Genomic DNA, 19,043 nt, shown 5'->3' with positions numbered 1-19,043 from the left:
CATCGTCTCGCCCCAAGTACCCCCTCTACTGTCCCCACAGCTTTTCCCGAACGATCATGAGTGAATACGAAGCCATTATTTCCCAGTGCAGCTTGTTCCAAGGGCTGGGCGAGCAGGATATCTCCTCGTTGGCCGGAATCTGCTCGGAGAAGAAGGTGGCCCGCGGTGAATTGATCTTCGTCGAGGGAACACCCGCGCAGGGTTTTTACCTCGTGGCGCAGGGTCAGGTGAAAATCTTCAAAAGCAACGCCGAGGGAAAAGAAATCATCCTGCATGTGTGCGGACCGGTGGAGTCCTTCGCGGAGGTTCCGGTCTTTCATGGAGCTCCGTACCCGGCCTCGGCCAGCGCGACCCAGACTTCGCGTTTGCTCTATTTCCCACGGGCGGAGCTGGCAGAGACGATTTCCCGCCACCCCACTCTCTCTCTGAATATGCTGGCAAATCTCGCGCAGAAGCTGCGCCGCTTCACCAAGCAGATCGAAAGCCTCGCGCTAAAGGAGGTTCCTGCCCGCCTGGCCTCCCATCTGATCTATCTGACGGAAAACCAGAAGCATCCCGAGCGGGTGACGCTGCGCCTGCCCAAAGGACAGTTGGCCAACCTCCTCGGCACCTCCCCGGAAACGCTTTCGCGCGTCTTCGCCCGCCTCACTGAGGCCGGTATCATCCAGATGAACGGCAAAGACATCAGTATTCTCGACCGAGATGAACTTATCCGCCTGGCCGATTAAAAGCGGTGACTGCAAAGGGCTCGGCACCTACTCTGGATAAAGCGGCGGGGATGTTAACAATATCCTTTCTGGATAGGCTACCAATGCTTAGCGACTTGAAACCCGTGAAAGGCATATCCATCCACACGGACACCAGCCGTTTACGCAAATTGCGTAATATTAGCCATTTAGGACAAATAAAAAGTGAAGGAGGCGGGATTTCACTCCGCCTGCTTAACTCATTCATTAACAGCACCCCGCGAATCTATTTTTTCGGACCAAGACTCAGTTAAGGTCATTGAATCGCACACGTAGTTTCGTACTGTGGACATACTGCTCGGGCACTGCCCCAGTCCTCACCCCTGACACAGGCTGATGCACCTGCCAAACCGACGTTTTTTTGGGTATTTAACGATGCGGTCGACACCTTCAGCTCAAACACTATCAATTATCGGTTACTGAAAATCGAATGTATACACATTCACTGTTAGTGGTTAACGAAGACGTGACTAAACTCGTAGTGTCGTCGAGCGGCTCTGTACCCACCCAGCTGAAGCCTGAGCTAGACCAATTGATTAGGTCCTTGGAGTACTGCAGGGATCGTTTAATGTCCGTGCGTAGAGAATCTGTCGGATACTTAACTGTGATTCGGTTGTAGTTCGACATCGAGGTACTAGGACCGACCCCATACTCAATTGGAAGTACATTCGCCATGCATGGATTGGTTCCGAAAGCATACTCAACGATGTTCTCCAGTCCGTCGTTATCGAAATCATTGTTATCAGCCCCATCGCCCGAATTTTCGATACCATTGAAGTAACCCCGGCGCCATTCCTGTCGAGAAGTCAGCGTCTGCGGAAAAGGGCCAACCATGTCTACAAAGGACAGTGTCGCATCATATGCAATTCTACGCATGCGAAACTGATACTCTTCCGCTGGCTCAAGCCCTTCGATGACCACTGAATCGGTGTCCCCAGAAAGGTAGGAATGCTGCTTCCACTCCTCCGCATCTTTCTTTTTGTAAAAAAGGACATAGCCCGCTGGGGCCTCTTGAGGATCGGACCATGACACCTCGAGATATCGGGCGCCAACATTCGATACGGTGATACTCGCGGGTGCGTTACTGACTGGCTCGCGCACTTGCCTGTATATGCCCCCATCGACACCAACTGCTACGCTCACCCCATTGCCATGTGCAACAGAGGAGATTTTTCCCACTGTCGGCATTAATCCAAACAGGTAAGGTACATCCTTAGTTGATACGTAAATACCGTTATCATGCAGCGTATAAATCAGATTGTCCGTCACGGTGGAACGGGCCATCGGGATATTCGATGGGGTAGCTTGCTGAACCCACGTAACACCGTCGCTGGATTGCAAAATGTAGCCTGAACGATTGCATGCGACCAGCTTGGATCCATCATATAGCAAATCGACCAGATCGAGATCGCCTGTTGGACCCGAATAGTAGGCTAGCGTCCAGACAGTACCATCATTGGAATGATAGATACTTGTTCTGTAGTCGTCATCCAAAACAAGAGTGATGCCGAGGGGCGAAGTCACGATGAGCAGAACATCATCGTCTGGGATTGCCTCAATCCGGCTCCAAGAGACGCCGTCCACAGATTTGTACAGGCCGCGTTGTTGGCCAGCGTACATAGTATTTCCAACTACTGCGAGCGTCCGAGTTCGGGACAGCTCAGAATCGTATGTCACCCAATCAAGCGAATCCACAGAGAAAGCCACGTTACCAAAAGTGTCATCAATAACAAAGACCCCCTCTCCGTAACCAATAAGCTGGCTGGGGTAGAACAGAGTACGCTGTACAACAGTCCAGTGCGCTCCATCTGTAGACCGCCATATGGTACCGCCGCTAATATTACCTGCTCTCTGCGCCAATGCCCAGAAGGCACCGTGAAGGTACTGAACCTCAACGAACTCTTGATCTGACACAGATCCCACCACCTGATAGTCGTTGAAATCGGAAGTGACGACTGCGTAGCCTCCCGGCGCGAACCAGACGCCATTGCCATATGCGGCTTGGCGTGTGTCGAGCCTATATTGATAGTCAGCTTCCCATATCTCAACCGATAGCGTCTTCCACTGCACACCATCAGTAGAGCTAAGCATTTGTGAGTCACCTCGGGCTATGAATCGCCCCCCCACGTAACAGATCTCATGCAATCCTCCCAACAACTTACTAGGTGCCTGCCGAACAGTCCAGTTGAGCCCATCGGTCGATGTCCTGATTTCATAATCTGCATAGTCAGAAACAGCCACAAAAACCCCGTTACCAAATGCGACTCCTGAAGCACCTGGCTGATCAAAGAGATTATACATGGTTGGAGTTTGGCCGTTCGTGGATATTTTAATAGACATAGCATTCATCGCATCCTCCAGAATAACCAGTCTTCCATTACCATATGCGATAGAGCCTCCCTCACTCGAAAGATTATACTCTGGACCAATCGTAGACCAACTGAGAGCGTCGGTGGATTTTAGTACAACCCTTACGCCGAATAAATCGTTACCAATGGCGTAATACTTGCCAAAGGCATACAAAAAGTCCTTCCCGATCTTAGAGTAAGTCGTGGATACTGTTTGCCAGTTTTGGAGGTTAGTTGACTTGGATACTTTTCCGTCAGAAGCAGTGATAAATACCCCATTCGCTTCAAAAAGTCCCTCTCCACTTACACCATCGGGCAAACTTGATCGCGCCCAGTTGATGCCGTCTTGAGAGGAATACAGAAAGCTCCTGTCAACTGTGTAAAACTGTCCATTGGAGAAGACGGCATGATTCTCCCAGACAGACTTTCCCTCACTCCAGTGAATACCATCCGTGGACATCTCGGCTAACTTTCCTGCGTCGGCAAAGAATACACTGCCATCCATCGCGATATGGTGACGCCCGGAACCGTCCGCCCTAGCCCAACTTGTCAGATCGCTAGAGTAGAAAATTGTCCCGTTTTCTTTTTGAAAACGATCTGATGTCGTGGCAAAGTACATCCCGCTTGTGTAGATAATATCTGTGATGTAATGATCACTCTGCTCTGGCCGCACCTCCTGAACCCACAGGTAGCTGTCCGCAGAACTCGCGATCATCATGTAAGCTCCCCAAACAACAAGACTTCCATTCAATACCTCAATTCCGATTGGATAACTTACATGCGTATCGACCGAGTCTTCTGTCCATGTGACCAAGTCAGACGACCTCCAGAGCCTAGGTGAAGACAGTGCGATATACTCACCATCGAAGTAAGTAATACATCTAAACCGATCGGATGAAGAGCTCGATCCAGGGTATGCAACATCCCAGGATACACCATCAGGAGAGGTGACTAGCTGCCCCTGATCCCCCAAGACAACCCACTGGCCATTCAGATACTGAACGCTTACGAGATTTTCAAGCGTGTTGGATGAAGCCACACTCCACTGGGTAGTCGAGCCATCTTGAGAGTGGAGAATCAATCCGTTGTCGCCGACCGCTATGAAGCGGGAGTCGCTGTATGCAACCGCGTTCAGGTCGTGATCTGTCACCGGATCCAATTCATTCCAACCGATTCCGTCGTACAAAGCGATCATTCCGCGCTCACCAACGCCAACCCACTGCTCTCCACCATGGGTAATTTCGTTTAGATCAGAGTTCAGAAACTGAGACTGGTTTATCCGAGCCCATTCAGCATGAACTGACAAACAGCTCAAGAACCAAGTAACAGCTACATATGATAAGAACTTAGAGATCATGGCGGGGCGGAGAAAACTCATAAAAATGACAATGGTAAATATAATTAATTACCACGTAGGCAGGTGAATACAATAAATACAAAAGCCAATCATCCATTATTAGTCCCCTTAATGCCGCCACTCAAACCGTCTTGTATGCGGCCAAAAGTCCACAATGCATGGGTTCGACATCAAAGCTTCCCAAAACGAAAGGAGATGGGTTTGTCGGAAATGAAAAAATCCGAGTGTCTCTCAAAGTGGAGGTGGCGGGAATGTAACCAAAATGCCCTCATCCCTTTGTTTATCTATGATTGATAAGAATGATACAATCTAAATGTAGCGTTTTTTTGTATCAATTGAGTCTAAAAAAGCTGATTGATGATCTCTCCGCAGGTGATGACTTCAATCATAGAGTTATCTAGCGAAGTTGAGCCATGGGCGTATGCATTTCTCATGCGAGGAATACCTCCCTTGATGACTCCCAAGTAATCTTTTGGCCTGTTGCTTCGGATTCCTTGGGACTTTGCGCGCAAATGCTCTGTCACTTGGCGATTGTAGATATGGAACCGATGGTTACTGATCCAGCCTTTCTCTTCTGCTAATTCCAGTAGCTGTTTTAATCCCCTCCACTTGGGAATCGGTATGTTCTCAATCTCGCATTTCTTCCTGAGGGCCATTTCAACCGCGCTATATGCCTGCATACTTGCAACAGGTGTAAAGCGATAGCACTGCCACGCATACAGCAAGAGGTGTTTTGCTGTCAGAAAATGATGATACACAGCCGTTGGCACTGAGTCTTTAATCTCAATCTCCTGAATTGCGTCGTAGTGCTCTCGATGGGAGTAGCGGCGTTCCTCTCCTGTGTGCTCGTTGCAGATGACGAAGATACTCCAGCGGCCATCAGGTTGGTCAATTTCATTGAAGGACTTGAACTGCTCTCGCTTTGCCATGGAAACTAAATAGAAACATTGCTCATGGTAGACCCTGCCTTAGCTGTCTGTCCAATACCATTCCCAAAGTTAAACATGCAATTCCTCGATTCGCCAAGGAAGCTCAACGCACTCACCAAGAGCTTGCCTAACTGAGTTAGACATCAATTCAAGTACCCATTCTCCATCAGAAGCTTTACAAATAATGGAATCATGAACTGTTGCAAAAACGATGCCATCCCGGTATAGTTGCGCAGCAACCGTATCGACAACGATTCTGGATTCCATGCTCTGCAAGTAGATAGCTAATCCCGAATTCCCACCCTCTGAACCTGTGTGATTTCTAATTCGAGTAGCAATCAATCGAGCTAAAATAGGAAATTGCGCCCTAAAAGCATTCCATAGGTCGCCAACAGGCCAATCCGATGCGAAGAAAATTGTACTATAGCAATGCCTTTTCACTACATCCCTAGGCCAGTCAACCCTAGCCGCATCCCTCAGGCTTTCATAGAATCCAGAGGCGACGAACGACAGATAATGTCGCCTTTCGACAACGTGCTCAACGTCACGTACATCGTACAATGTTGCAGCCAATAAGGGCTGAGCCGATGGGATGTCAATCTCTACAGCCAACTCATTATCAATACGTAAATACCGTTTCATTTGCTTGGGCATGCTCGTAAGCACGTGGAAGCAACGGCCACTCCTATTGCTGACCTTAAAAAACGATGGCCGCTCTTCAATAAAGCAACGGCATATTTCACGATGCGAAAACCGGTGTCCGTCAAAGCCCATCAGGTAGAGGGAGACTGAATTATCTAAGGAAAATCGCTGTATGTTATCTCTGATCGCCTGTTGTATTTCGTTTAGAGGATTCGACCTCTCGAATTCTGCGTTAAGCTGCCTAATTCTTTCCCGCATACCATGCGGCATAGGGGGCATAACCAGCCTGCGCCCTGCAAATCGCTCCGAGAGCCTATAGCTCTTCGACCTTCTGCCCTGCTGATAAGAATGGTCAACCTCTATAACCCCTGCACTTTCCAACATATCACGGATCAAAACGGGATAAGCGCCCCCCATAAGCCTTCTTAGAAACGTAGACTTTAGCTGAATCCATGGGTTGTGCTCTTCATTTGAGTAGAACCGTGAAAACCCAAACCAGTTAATCAGTGTAATAAAAAGCTTTGCTTTATCGTAACGCTCAGGCCGAAGACCATGCGCAACTCCCGCCTGCCTTAAGACGGAAAGAAGGTTATGTCTTTCAGGCAGTAAAAACTCATCAGGCAGCAGCATCTTCTACTTTCCTTTCCATCTCTTCCTCCCGTTCCTACCCTCTCTCTATTTATGTGGTATACATTTTGCAACTGGTTGCACCGAGAACATTAAATTGTCGCATCAAGCAGAAACGGCGCAATTACATGAGGCATCGTTATCTCGCTTGTCTGCCTTTTTAATTCCGCTCTCGCTTCATCCAGAGTTTTAGATGCCATTCGACATGCGTCCGATCCCCGTGAATCATTCCATCTATCACACAGAGTCCAGACAACAAGGTAGATGCCGTGAGTACGCCCAGAGTTTTTTAGATATCGATCTACTAATTGAGTCTTATGAGCTATCGTTACCTCACTGTGCCAGCACCCCTTTACCTCGATAGTAAGCTCTAGGGGGCGCATCTCATTATTTCCGATACCGACTGCCTTAACTTCAATGTCCGTTCGCTCATCAATCTGCAATTGAACTTCTACCTGTATTGTTATCCCTAATGCCTTTGGCAAATCGATTTCCAGCCAGTTAGCAATACGCCTCGCAAGGGCAGTCTCTCTGTCAGGTTTCCAATAATCCACTCCGTCATCGCCTTTACGCTTCAGCCAGTAATCATGTTTTGGTGAATTACTACTCCTCTGGAGGTTGTCCTCCAAACGTACCAATGACTCAATAGCCAGCGACATAAGATCACTCTCGTTCCTCAACCATCTCTTATGTGTGTCAGACACTAAATCGAGGACGAACTCTGCAGTCGGTGGCTTCCATTCTTTTCGCCTATTGGCATCAATTGCCTCGTGTAATTTCCAACGCATCCAAATACGCTCTTCCTCAGGAACAGAGTTAGCCAATCTCTCCAGCTCTTTTATGGCTTCTACGGTTGAAAAACTAACCAGGATTGAAGGAATGTCATCCCTGAGTCTTGCCACGCTAACTCTGGGCGGGACAGTTCCAGACTCAAATTCAGGATCTTCGCTCTTTGGGAATACTTGTCTAAACAACAGATAAAAATCAGCTATCTTGCGTTCTCGATCAATCTCACAGTTTTGATAGAGCGATTTGCGTTCATGATATTCAAATTTGTAAAAACAACTTTCTGCAAGAGCATGATCACTCTCTAGCAAAGGCCATAGCTCATCCCAGTATTTGAATAGGCCTTTTGAACAAAATGCTGCATTTGCCATACTACAAATGGAAGTGTCAGTAAGTGTAGAGCAGTGCTTCCAAATTCTCAATGCAAGACTCTCGTCATAGTCGTAGGTCATTTCGATCAATGAATAGGCAGCGTTAGCAGATAAATCTGAGTTGCAGACTATATTATAGATTCGTTCTGAAATGCTCTCATTCCAGATCAATTTGAGTTCTCGGAGTTCCAAGACATACGTATTCTCGGAAGCGAGCGAGGTGCTTAGTACTGCATCTAGCCACTCGCACACAACATGGGGTGCCAAGCTGTAAGCAAGGGCAACCATCTCAAGGTGATGGTCATCGCCATTACTAAAGTGGTCTAGCATGGCAGGTATCCATTTTTTCGTTACTGCATCTGCCAGATCAGAGTCTCGCAGAATTTCATGGCGAAAATAGTATAACGCAGAATATGCCCAGCTATTGTAGACGTAATGACTCCCATATTTATGCTCCTCGACCCCTGAGGCCTCAAGTATAAGCCTTCTTGCACCTGCAATAAACCTTTGCCTACTGGTAGGATCAAGGTAAGCCCAACCGCTAGACGTGGTAAAGTCATGCCCTCTGTCAGCTATTCTTAAAGAGTTATCAGTTTCCCTATAGAATAATCTTTCACAGGAACGAATCCACCATCGAGGATCGTCCCGATCTAAAAAGCTGATGGCTTCGTCCCATACTTCCTCTATTGGTTTTAAATCGCGCTTCTGCCTTCTCTCAGCAATATCCCGATCTCGTTTCAATCGCTCATAGTAGCTATCGCGATGCTTACCAGCTTCTTCTGATTCAAGTTCGATTGGTCTTAGATACCATCTAAAAGCGTTGGAAAAATCAACATATACTTTAGCCAGTTCAAGCATCTTATCTATACTTACATGGTGCACCTCGGGGCGATACGTACGATTAGCGATTTCAATGTAAATGCTTTGTGTACGACCACGCGTAATAGCTATCTGATCCAACAAGAACGAGAAATCTTCTAACAAACAAATGTCATAGAAGTACCATACTCTCATTTCTTCATCATCCTGATCCTTCATGTAGAGTATTGACTGGTGAACCATACTTCTCCTGAAGACAGAATCTGCACTGATTATTTTGCTAAAACCGTCTCCATTTTCTTCGTCACGGCTCGAATGAAGAGTGGCATGATATCGTGTCGCATGCACCCAAAGTTTTGCTAAAGCATCTATTACAGCGGGATCTTTTCGTTGCTCTAAGGCAACGGATACAGCATGCGTAACAAGGCATTCCATATCATTCTGAAAATCAAAGCAGTTACCCCATAAAACAGCTTCACGCAATAGAGGTAATACATCATTTGATTCAATGTATTGACTAAGTATGTAATCGGCAGATGACTGTGAGCATACTTTCTCTAGATAAGGCAAACTATCCGCTATTCGCCAATGACCTGACTTTAAAAGCTGTCGTATAAGACAAAAAAGCGTGTGGCTAGTCATGCTTTCGAACTCTTCTCTAACGTAGCACTCAATTTGCTCAGAATGCTCTGATGTCGCTAGGTAACTTATTGAGGAATCTAGGAAATTGGTTAATTGGTCGGATGTGTCTTGGAGCTGTTTGAATACAACCTCAAATAATGATGCGAGATGGCATTTCTCTGCAATTTCAAGTGCAATGCGGCGCACTATGAGGTTTTGACTTTTATCGACTATCCATGGCCGCAATTGCTCGGACAGGCCTTCATGATTCAAAGTATGCAAGAAACGTCCATAACCTGCACGATCAAACAAACGTTCCTTCCCTGCTTTAGCTAAAACTGCATCGACAAGAGCAGACCTGTAGGAGGCATCAGTATGCTGCATGTCCACTCGCAATAGAGCTTCAGGGTCATTCGCCAAAATAAAATCAAAGAATTCCTTATTCTGTAGCGCAAGCCACCCGGTGACTTCAGCAAGTTGCGGATGGACGTAAGCCCCGTAATCATCCCCATCAGTGAGTAGGGTCTTTAGTTGGGCTACTGGTAATTTTTTAAGGTAATCTGAAGCCAAACATTCTAGAAACGACATATGGTAGAAGTGTGCTCTCAAGTCATCGGCTAACCAAAATAGAGGGGTTTCGAGTGTTGATTCGAGTTGAGTACGTGAGAGAGGAAACCTTGTTCCCTCGCAAACTTCGCCTCCTTGCTCAATTTCTGAGTACAAAAGGTCATTGCTATCTTCATCAACTGCCTCTTTGGCGATAGCGGATCTCCCGCATAGAGCCATCAGGGCAGCAATACGCGATGCGACCCTAAAGCGTATACTTGCTGAAACAGCTAGTCGCTCAACTGGGAGATTGCGTAAACTTGTAGCACGACTTTCGTCGATCTCTGCACAGAGCTTCTTTGCATAACCGAGATAAAATTCAGTACGAGAGGTACTACCTGCCACACCACTTTGGTACGCATCCAGTACCATCTTAAGCGTTAATGGGCGGGAAATAAGGCCATGGTGTCTGTTTTCGATGGCCCACCTAAAAAATGTATCTGTTTCGGATTCCTCTCCGCGTTGAGAGAGAATTGCTTGCGTAGCGACCACTACATCCTTCCTGCGCAAAGGGCATAATTCAAATTTACCGACTAATTCAGTGTTTATTTCTGATCCCGTCCAATTCGCAGAAAGTTCATTGCCCTCGCTTTCAGGCCACTCCAGAGATCGACATGCAAGGATCAGCTGTAATCGCTCTACTGGGCAATCAGTTAGTAACCCAGAGAGGTAGCTGACGAAGCTTGCAATCTTAATCAAACCCTCATCGACACCATCAATAACCATCGTTAGAAGATGGCTGCCACTATTCCATTCTAGCCATTTGCGTGACTCTACTGTTCGTTTTTCAAAAACAGCAGCATCTGGTATAGTCCTAAACTTGTGGTAAATTAGTGCGCTCGTATCAGTAAACGTTGATGCAATTGCATCATCTATGGCAATAGTTTTACCCATACCCGGCTCGCCACACAAAACGATGCATCCTGGTTTGGGAGCGGTAAGTAAATTTGTATCAAGCAAATGAGAATTGGGACTGTATCTCATCTCTGGATCGTACAGTAAGCCGTCGCTATCACCCCATTGGGTTTCGAGTGAAAATTTTCCACCAGCTCGGACCCAAAATCGCTTCCATGGAAATTTATGATCAGTAGGCACAGCTAGTGTTTATACAAGCAGCAAGGCAGTACGCAATCGAAAGTGCTACAAAATGGTAGGATGCTTAGCGTATCATTGTCATGCTCATTGCAACGGGTTGCAAATCTCACCCGCTAGGGTAAACAGGCTTGCCTAGGCGTGACGCAGGACTCTGGAGACGCTCATGGGGTGCCACTGCCCACCCTCGCGGGTATGGATGCCCATGTCGTTTAATTCCCTTGCGATAGAGCTTAGAGAATCAATTCCCCGGCCTTTTATTTCCTGAATGGATGGAAGTATAGCCTTGGCGAAGTCGCTTGCTCTACGCCTATTCTCAGAAGCCAGCTTTGTTCCGTTCCTGCCAAGCCGAACGCCCCGAGCCTTGGCGGCGGCGAGGGCTTCCTTGGTGCGTTTGCTGATCTGCTCCCGCTCATGCTCGGCAAAAGCAGCCAGCATGTGCAGCATAAGGCGGTTTGCGTGCGGATTATCGACTGCAACAAACTCCACCCCGCCCTCCATCAGGCCGGAGATGAAGTGAACATTGCGGGCCAAGCGGTCGAGTTTGGCGATAATCAGGATCGCCTTGTGCTTTTTGCAGGCGGCAATAGCTCGCCCCAACTCAACACGGTTCTTTTTCTTGCCGGATTCGACCTCGACGAAGGAATCAAGCGCAACGCCGCCCGCTGTGCTCAAGTAGCGGGCTACTGCCTCCTGCTGTGCCTCAAGTCCGAGTCCGCTCACTCCCTGCCGCGCCGTCGAGACTCTGTAGTAGGCGATGTAGTTCATAAATCTTCGAACAACTCGATCTGCTGCTTATCCGAAAGCGGCTTCTTGAATTTCCCCAGTCGATCCGGGTGCTCATCAGGCAGCACCTTGCAAGACTCCTTGGCCGCACGCGCTCCGGGTGAGGTTTCGCAGTAGAACTCGCGCATGGTCTCCCTGTATTCCGTCTCGCCCTGCGCGACCTTGTGCGGCTCGATGATGCAACCCGTTTCAAAAAAGTCATCGACCGTCCGGCCCATTTGCTTCCCCCGCCGTGTGTGCACATCCAAGGCGTAGTCAGGCACCTTGAGATTTCGGTGATCGTGCGTGTCGATCATCCAGCACTTCACCCAATCGTAGAGTCGGCTCTTCGGACATCGGCACAGGTAGACGACAGCGGCGGCGATCATCAACGAGGTTTCGTGGGCCTTTCGTTTCTTCAAATCCTCGTAAGCCTTCTGGTAGTTGAGCACATGCAAGTGCGCGTCCTGCGTAGCAGGCCCGATGTCCTCGACCGCGATGATCACCATCCGCTTCCAGAAGTATTTGCCGTAGTTGGAAAGCTCCAGTTCCCAGCCCCAGTAGAGGGCGTCCCGCTCTAGCCCACGCCGAATGGATTTTTGCAAAGCTGACGAAACCTCGAAGAGGCTGTAGCCCTTTTTCGTTATCGGTATGTACTTGCCGCTCATCAGTGCTGCCTACCGGCAACATCTTATGCAAAATGGACAACAACGTCTATCTTGAATAACTCGTATTGGCGAAAAAATGCTTTCCATACACGAACACTCAGAACGCATTTAACAGGTAAAGGTTGGTTTGTGCGTTAAGGAGAAAAATACGATCAGACTGCTTTTCCTTTTTTACCACAGCACTGTAAGATTTTGTCAGATTCGTTGAAATTGAGAAAGCTCCAGTACTCGCTCACACAGGGCATGTTTCAGCGGTTTGGGCACATACCTTCCCAATCGGGATATGTCATTGTCCAGCCTCTGACGAAATAGTGATAATCATGCCGGTAACAACATCTTCATATCGGATATTCATTTCATTGCCTTCGCCCAAGGCAGTGTTGGCTTCTTCCATGAAGTTGAGCAAACCAACCTCTATCCCATATTTCTTTTTCAGCATCTCAACGCCGCCATATGTTACATCGGCAATACGCTGCTTATCGTACCCAGTCTTTTCAGCAATTTCATCGAGTAGATAGGCAAATCGCCTAACCGTCGCATCATCCTTACTTACCCGCTCATTGGAGTTGAGTATGGCAAGCTTATGCCCCAAAGAAAGGTCTTTACCGTCATCATCTCCCATGCAGCTAGCGATTGCTCCGATGATAATCATGAGGATGACAAGCCCCAGACAGCCAAAAGCATATTCTTTTTGCTTGGCCTTGAAGGCTGCTTTCTCCTCATCCGTGAACCGATGATCGCAGTGAGGGCATTTCTTACCGACATTCGGAAGGTTTTGACCGCATTCAGGACAACTGTGCATGATGGCTAAGCGTTTAGTTATGGTTAGTTTTCGGTAAAAAATAACATTATCATACAGTTGATCCACGGGGCAACATCAGAGTGATTAAACCTGCTATTATTTTGCGCCGTGGGGCAACAACCAAAACGTCGGCGTTTTCGCAATGTAGTAGGCAAACAGATAGCATCGGCTCGTTCCGCTCGCGGACTGACTCAGGAAGCCTTTGCCGCCAAACTGCAAATTGCTGGTCTAGACGGACTGGAAAAAACCGGCATATCCAAGATAGAGCATCAGGTAAGGTCTGTGCAGGATTACGAATTGCACATCATCGCCCATATCCTGAAAGTACCCATCGAAAGCTTGTTCCCGCCATTAGGGGAAACTAAAGACTCCCTCCCCGACCTGAAAGAGGGGTACCAGAGCTAAAATTTGAAACGGGTTGCAATAACCATCACCGTTTTAAGTGGCTGAGGTCGAGGGCCGGATACTGCGCCTTTGAAATTTGTCGGTAAAGAGTGGCAATAGCAACACCCCTACCATATTCGCTGGCCGTGCTGTCAGATTCCGTCCATCCACAGATCCTTTTGTAATGCTCGGAAAATACTTCAGCCTCACGCAAGGCATCCCTGAATGTATGGCGGAAGGAATGAAAGCAGATCTCCCGTGCTTTCTTCTTTACCCCTACTGACCTCAAAAAGCGATTGAACCACTTCTGAAAATCATCGGAGTAACCGTTATTCTTGTACCTTAGTTCCGGAAACAAGCGCGTGCTCTTTTTCTTTGCCTGTTCTTGCACATAATCGATGAATCCAAGCTCCAGCAATTCGGGATGCACGGGAACCTCACGTATAGCTGCCTTACTCTTCAATCGTTTATCCGCAAGAGGCAATCCGTCATCATTGGTTTTTCGAATCATGATGTAGTGAATACCATCCAATTCCTTTAAATCATCTAGGTAGAGCTGGCATATCTCGTTCAGTCGCATCCCCGAATAAAGCGATATTAGGGGAATCCAATATCGGGCTCGTTTGACAACTCTCGGGCCTACCCTCGAATAATTCCTCTCATCATCTATGCAGCCAGTATAGAGGGGCGCTGAAAAGATGGTGGTAAGCTGATCGGTAGAAAATGAATTCCCATTCTGCGTAATTTTAGTAGAGTCCAATGATAGCTGTAACTTCTGGGCGTTGTTCCGAACTACCCATCCCCATTCACAGGCATGTCTAAAAAGCATGGAAAGGGTCTCAAAGTTCTTGTTGATTGTACGCGGATGTAGCTTAGACAGCTCCTTGGCTTTCTTTGTTTGGACGATCTGCTGATAGGTCGAGCCGGGGAAATGCTTAGCGGCATTGGAGGGAACCTGCTTCAGTAGATCGCGGTACTTCACGAAATCGTCTCGTGTGATTTCAGCAACGGACTTGTCTTGTCCTATATATTCGGCAAATCGTTCTGCATGTGACTCATACTGCAAACGAGTTCGCGGTGAGGTTTCTTTTTCCTGCATATAGCGTTCGAGAAGGGCCAGAACCGTCACCTTACTCTTGGGCTTATGATTTCTGACACTTTCCGGGGGAGGAGTTACTTCGTCTACATTTCGAAAATACTCATACAAAGGATGAAATCCTCGATGACCAAGGCTCCGTATCGTACGTTCATAATTTTCAATCAACCCACGCACAACCTGTTTTTTAAGAAGCATATACGTGTCCGAGTCTCGGGAGAGGAATACATTATTTTGCTCAAGCAGCTTATCGGTTTCCTCTTGCCCAATGTCTGAGTGGTACTTGTCTCTACTCCTTGGGCCTATTTCATCAGACAGTGCAGCGATGTCTGCCTGTAGGCCATCAATGATATTCCCCTGAATCTCAGAGTCCTCGTCTATGTATTCATCTCTTTCTTTCTCGGATGCTCGTTCTAGCTCGTGGAACCATTGCAGCACCATACACTGGATTTCCTCAGTCGACAGCGAAGGAATAGGGCTTTGTTCAGACTGGCTTTGCTGCTTTTTCTTACGCCGTGCGCTATCAATCAGGTTATTGGCTTCAATCTCGTAGACTTGGTACCTGCGCGAAGCTTTCTGATAGTCTGAAGTCTTTAGGGAACGGATGATCTCGCTCTTGCCAATAGAATCACGCACGTCACTCGGAATAACCCTTCGATACTCCCAAGTGTTGCCTCGTTTCCTGAGGCCATTGGGTCTCCTAGGCACTTGATCCATCCTTTCGATTTGTATCAACTTGTTGTATCAAATCGAGGATAAATCGCTCTATCACAAGGCTATGCGTTGATACATAGCAAGATAGGAAAAATTGGTGGAGGTGGCGGGAGTCGAACCCGCGTGTCCGGAGGTTTCAGACAAGGCGTCTACATGCTTAGCTTTATGTTTAGTTTAACCTCGAGAACGCGATAAAGCGCGCTTTCACGAGGCGAGAGTCCTGTTGGAGTACGGCCCTCTCCCGGACGCCCGGAGCGGACTATGCCTGCTAGATGATCGCTTCCAGGCTTAACAGGTATCAGCCCTTCTGCGTGACTGCGCTAATTAGGCAGCCATGGCGTATTCATGTTCGCCATATATGATTTTGATGGATTTGATACGGAGCCAACCATCATCTCCGGCATGCAGCCAGGCCCTACGGCTCCGGGTCGAATCCGGAACACCCCCACAATCAGAGTCTCAGGCGTGTCTGTGACAGGGGCCTGAAAATTGAGAAATGCGGGACGGGACACACAAGGCCGAGCGGTTCGCTCGCCATGCACCCGTGGGCGTTTCTCAAAGAACAAGAGGATAAATATCGCCCCGCTGAGGCGTACTTTCAAGCGCGAAATGCAACTCTACTCGCGCACCACACAGAGGCTAACAACCTCATACGGCTTGAAGCGTAGGGTATCGCCGCAGGAGCTGAAGGCGCCCTCCTCGATCGTTGTGCGCTCGAGCTTCCAACCGTCGGCGAGGCGGACGTTTAACTCGCCGCGGCGTCCGCCGACCTCATGCAGGCGCAGTATCCAGCCACTGTTTTCCACTGGTTTCACCCAACACGGCACGAGTGAGTCTCCGCCCTCCAGCGCTTTGATCACTGGGGAGATTTCCTTCCCCGTGTACACAACCGGAGGCGTGTAAAGCGTGTCGGCCAGACTGGCGGGCTGGCGTTCGCGTGGGAGCGTGCTGTCATAGCGACCGATGGCCAAGTGAATGGCATGGCGACCGATATCGCTATATGGACCAGGCACCTCCAGCCGGCTCAGATGATGCGGCCAGGGGGAAGCATGCTCGGGGTCAAAACCGTTGACACGGGGGCTACGCACCAGGCTGACGCCGACGCTACCCGAGCGCACGCTGACCCCGTACGTTGACTCGCTGACGACAAAGAGCCCCTCGCGCTCGCCTTCGTCGAAGACCGCGAGATACCGGCTAAAGGGAACCTCCCACATGGCCTCAGCGCCCATCGAGCCGGGCTGCTGGGCCCGCAACACACTGCCGTAGGGGATGCCAAAGCGTGCCTGAGCGGCGGCATACTCGGTCGGGAAATGCAACTTGAGCAAGTGCTCCGGCTCCTGCCAGTCGAGCTCGACCTCGATGTGGAGGAGCGGGCTTCCTGCCTCAAGGATGAAGCTCACCGTGGCGGTGCTTTTATCACCCACGGGGCGGCTTACACGTACACCGGCCCGCTGGGGACCGTCCGCGAAAGGTTCGAGCGTGGGCTTGGCCTTGCAGACTTCACCGAGAGCCAGGACATGGCGGTCGATGTCCCAGGCATCATAACGGGCGGCTCGGTCTGGGTGAAGCGTGAGCTGCCCGAGCGGGCCGCTCAGGGGCACGGCCACACCCTCCCACTCCAGCCGGTCAATCCAGCCGGAGGCGTTGACGCGAAATGAAGCCAGTCCGTTGGAGACGGTCTTTCCCTTAACGTGTACAGACTCGGGCTCGGCTGTCATGACATTATCGATACACGATCCACTGAGCGGAGGTAGCGTCACATAGACGGGCTTCTTTTTAGCGGTCGGTTTGATCCACTTTTTAACCGTGATGGCGTGCGGGTTAAACACACAGAGCTCGCCATCCTCAACGTTGAGCGCATCCGCCGCCTTGGCCCGTTGATCCTCAGCGAGCGCTTCGAGTTCGGGCACCCCCTCCAGGTAGACGTCCCAAACAGAGCTGCCGGGGATGTAGTCGTGGAACTGCGCGAAGACGAGTCGCTTCCAGGCGTGCTCCAGATCCCAGCGCTGGCCGGTGGCGGCAGACACGGCCTCGGCCAGCTGGAGGGCACGCTCGAGCCCGCGAAAGGCAGCCTTGAGGTTTCCGTGGGTCGTGTAGGTACCGCGATGATACTCCAGATAGCACTCGCCCTGATGGACGGGCAGCTCTGATTTGACGGACTCCATGCGCTCGAAAAACGACTCTGGATGGTCCCACTCCATAGCAGGCATGCCGGGAAGATTTCCCAACCGGCGGGCACGCTCCATCATCTCGTCGGTGGGGCCGCCACCGCCGTCACCGTAGCCGGTGGGCAGGAGGTACTCCTGATGCACATCCGCCTGCTGATGGGTCAGCATGGGGCCGACGACACCGCCGACACTGACATCGCCGTTATAGCCAGCCTCCGGCGTGACGTGGGCTAGGACTTCGGAGCCATCGTTGCCGCGCCAGACGAAACTGCTGTAGGGGAAGCGGTTGACGGCGTTCCATTTCAGCTTGGTGGTGAAAAAGTAGTCCACGCCAGTTTGCGCCATGATCTGCGGCAGACAGGCCGAGTAGCCGAAGACATCGGGCAGCCAGGTCAGGCGAGAGCGATTTCCATTGATGGCCGAGAAGCCCTGCTGCCCGAGCAGGAAGCTGCGCGCGAGCGCCTCGCCACAGGCGAGGTTTGTATCGGATTCCACATACATGGCGCCCGTTGCCTGCCACTGACCCTCGCGGATACGCTGCAGCACCTGCGCGTAGAGACTCGGCTCGCGACGGGCGACAGCCTCATAGCTGGCGGGCTGGCTGTAGGCAAATTTGTACTCGGGGTACTCCTGCATGAGCCGGTTAGCGGTGGCGAAGGTGTTGACGGCTTTCAGCTCGCCCATGCGCTCGGGCCAGATCCAGACCAGGTCGATATGCGCGTGGCCCGTCAGGACACAGCGGGAGAAGACCTTGTCATCCCGCAGTTGCTTGTAGAGGCCGGCCAATACACAGCGTAACGCGGCGGGGCCCTCGCGGTCGTGCGCATCCACAGCCTCTGCCATGCCCCGAAACATCAGGCGCAGCACCGGGGTGTGACGCTCAAGCAGCGGCTGAAAGCCGATCCCAACCAGCCCCTCGGGTGCCTGCGGGTTTTCCCGGCGGCGCTGGTCGAGAGCCAGGTCAAAGAGGCACTTCAAATCATGGTAGGCTCCCCAGGCCTCATCGTCACGGCGAGCGATAAAGGCCTTTTCAAACAAACTGCCCGCCTTCATGGGCTTGGCCTCCGGGTGCCAGATCGCGCTCTGGATGCAGCTCGACTGCACCCAGAGCACCTTTACACCCTCGGGCAGGCGGCAGTAACGGTGCGCGACATTGAAGCCATAGTACGGCTCGTCATCGACGTAGAGAGTGGCCTCACCCTGATCGATCCAGTGCAGCCAGGTGTTGGCATCAGCGGGCTTGTTGAGCGTGACTCTGCACCAACGCTGGTCAAAAAGTTTCCCCCAGGATGAGCAGGGCTCGACCGGTGTGAGTTGGAGCTGTTTTCCCTCGGCGAGCGGGAGCTGGGTTGGGGATGGCTCGGAGGCTGCCACAGACACGAGGCATTCGTCTTGCCAGATGGCACTTTTGAGCCGGTCCAGGCAGTTACCGAGGCGATTGGGGATCAGTTGGGGGAGTTGGGTTTTAGGGAACATAACAATGCTTTGACTCTACCATTTTT

The 19,043-nt window shown here is 50.2% G+C and carries 11 protein-coding genes and 1 other RNA gene; 2 read left to right on the top strand and 10 right to left on the bottom strand.

The features are described from left to right. Window positions 1-56: 56 nt before the first annotated feature. Entirely contained in the window at window positions 57-728 is a 672-nt protein-coding gene (locus K0V07_RS11895; RefSeq protein WP_220621611.1) for a Crp/Fnr family transcriptional regulator, read from the top strand. 423 nt (window positions 729-1,151) lie between these two features. On the opposite strand, the gene K0V07_RS11890 is transcribed toward K0V07_RS11895, so the two are convergent. The 7 genes from K0V07_RS11890 to K0V07_RS11860 form a co-directional block, all read right to left on the bottom strand. Further along, on the bottom strand, window positions 1,152-4,472 hold the full coding sequence (locus K0V07_RS11890; RefSeq protein ID WP_220621610.1) for a fibronectin type III domain-containing protein: 3,321 nt from the start codon (window positions 4,470-4,472) through the stop codon (window positions 1,152-1,154). A 320-nt stretch (window positions 4,473-4,792) separates the two neighbouring features. Further along, complete coding sequence (locus K0V07_RS11885; protein ID WP_220621609.1) at window positions 4,793-5,380, bottom strand: hypothetical protein; 588 nt, start codon at window positions 5,378-5,380, stop codon at window positions 4,793-4,795. Window positions 5,381-5,449: 69 nt separating this feature from the next. Next, window positions 5,450-6,652, bottom strand: a complete 1,203-nt coding sequence (locus K0V07_RS11880) for a hypothetical protein (protein WP_220621608.1) — start codon at window positions 6,650-6,652, stop codon at window positions 5,450-5,452. A gap of 89 nt (window positions 6,653-6,741) precedes the next feature. Next, on the bottom strand, window positions 6,742-10,947 hold the full coding sequence (locus K0V07_RS11875; protein WP_220621607.1) for a hypothetical protein: 4,206 nt from the start codon (window positions 10,945-10,947) through the stop codon (window positions 6,742-6,744). 132 nt (window positions 10,948-11,079) lie between these two features. Further along, the gene (locus K0V07_RS11870) at window positions 11,080-11,712 is read right to left on the bottom strand and encodes a recombinase family protein (protein WP_220624091.1); all 633 of its coding nucleotides are present in this window, start codon (window positions 11,710-11,712) and stop codon (window positions 11,080-11,082) included. Continuing rightward, entirely contained in the window at window positions 11,709-12,377 is a 669-nt protein-coding gene (locus K0V07_RS11865; protein ID WP_220621606.1) for a hypothetical protein, read from the bottom strand. Before K0V07_RS11865 ends, K0V07_RS11870 begins: the two co-directional genes overlap by 4 nt. 286 nt (window positions 12,378-12,663) lie before the next feature. Then, window positions 12,664-13,245: a hypothetical protein gene (locus K0V07_RS11860; RefSeq protein WP_220621605.1), complete on the bottom strand. Its 582-nt coding sequence runs from the start codon at window positions 13,243-13,245 to the stop codon at window positions 12,664-12,666. A 42-nt stretch (window positions 13,246-13,287) separates the two neighbouring features. Between K0V07_RS11860 and K0V07_RS11855 the strand changes: the two genes are divergently transcribed. After that, window positions 13,288-13,584, top strand: a complete 297-nt coding sequence (locus K0V07_RS11855; protein ID WP_220621604.1) for a helix-turn-helix transcriptional regulator — start codon at window positions 13,288-13,290, stop codon at window positions 13,582-13,584. 25 nt (window positions 13,585-13,609) lie between these two features. On the opposite strand, the gene K0V07_RS11850 is transcribed toward K0V07_RS11855, so the two are convergent. The 3 genes from K0V07_RS11850 to K0V07_RS11840 form a co-directional block, all read right to left on the bottom strand. After that, entirely contained in the window at window positions 13,610-15,295 is a 1,686-nt protein-coding gene (locus K0V07_RS11850; RefSeq protein WP_220621603.1) for a site-specific integrase, read from the bottom strand. Between the two features lie 173 nt (window positions 15,296-15,468). Beyond that, window positions 15,469-15,820: a transfer-messenger RNA gene (ssrA, locus tag K0V07_RS11845) on the bottom strand. A gap of 170 nt (window positions 15,821-15,990) precedes the next feature. Continuing rightward, a complete protein-coding gene (locus K0V07_RS11840; RefSeq protein ID WP_220621602.1) occupies window positions 15,991-19,017 on the bottom strand; it encodes a glycoside hydrolase family 38 C-terminal domain-containing protein in 3,027 nt (1,008 codons plus the stop codon). Between the last annotated feature and the right edge of the window lie 26 nt (window positions 19,018-19,043).

It is taken from the genome of Ruficoccus sp. ZRK36, assembly GCF_019603315.1.
Taxonomy (GTDB): domain Bacteria; phylum Verrucomicrobiota; class Verrucomicrobiia; order Opitutales; family Cerasicoccaceae; genus Ruficoccus.
This window is presented reverse-complemented; position numbering and strand designations above follow the sequence as displayed.

What these genes read in the sequence shown, in the direction of transcription:
- K0V07_RS11895 (WP_220621611.1), top strand. Translation starts at nt 57, where the DNA reads ATGAGTGAATACGAAGCCATTATTTCCCAGTGCAGCTTGTTCCAAGGG.
- K0V07_RS11890 (WP_220621610.1), bottom strand. Translation starts at nt 4,472, where the DNA reads ATGAGTTTTCTCCGCCCCGCCATGATCTCTAAGTTCTTATCATATGTA.
- K0V07_RS11885 (WP_220621609.1), bottom strand. Translation starts at nt 5,380, where the DNA reads ATGGCAAAGCGAGAGCAGTTCAAGTCCTTCAATGAAATTGACCAACCT.
- K0V07_RS11880 (WP_220621608.1), bottom strand. Translation starts at nt 6,652, where the DNA reads ATGCTGCTGCCTGATGAGTTTTTACTGCCTGAAAGACATAACCTTCTT.
- K0V07_RS11870 (WP_220624091.1), bottom strand. Translation starts at nt 11,712, where the DNA reads ATGAACTACATCGCCTACTACAGAGTCTCGACGGCGCGGCAGGGAGTG.
- K0V07_RS11865 (WP_220621606.1), bottom strand. Translation starts at nt 12,377, where the DNA reads ATGAGCGGCAAGTACATACCGATAACGAAAAAGGGCTACAGCCTCTTC.
- K0V07_RS11840 (WP_220621602.1), bottom strand. Translation starts at nt 19,017, where the DNA reads ATGTTCCCTAAAACCCAACTCCCCCAACTGATCCCCAATCGCCTCGGT.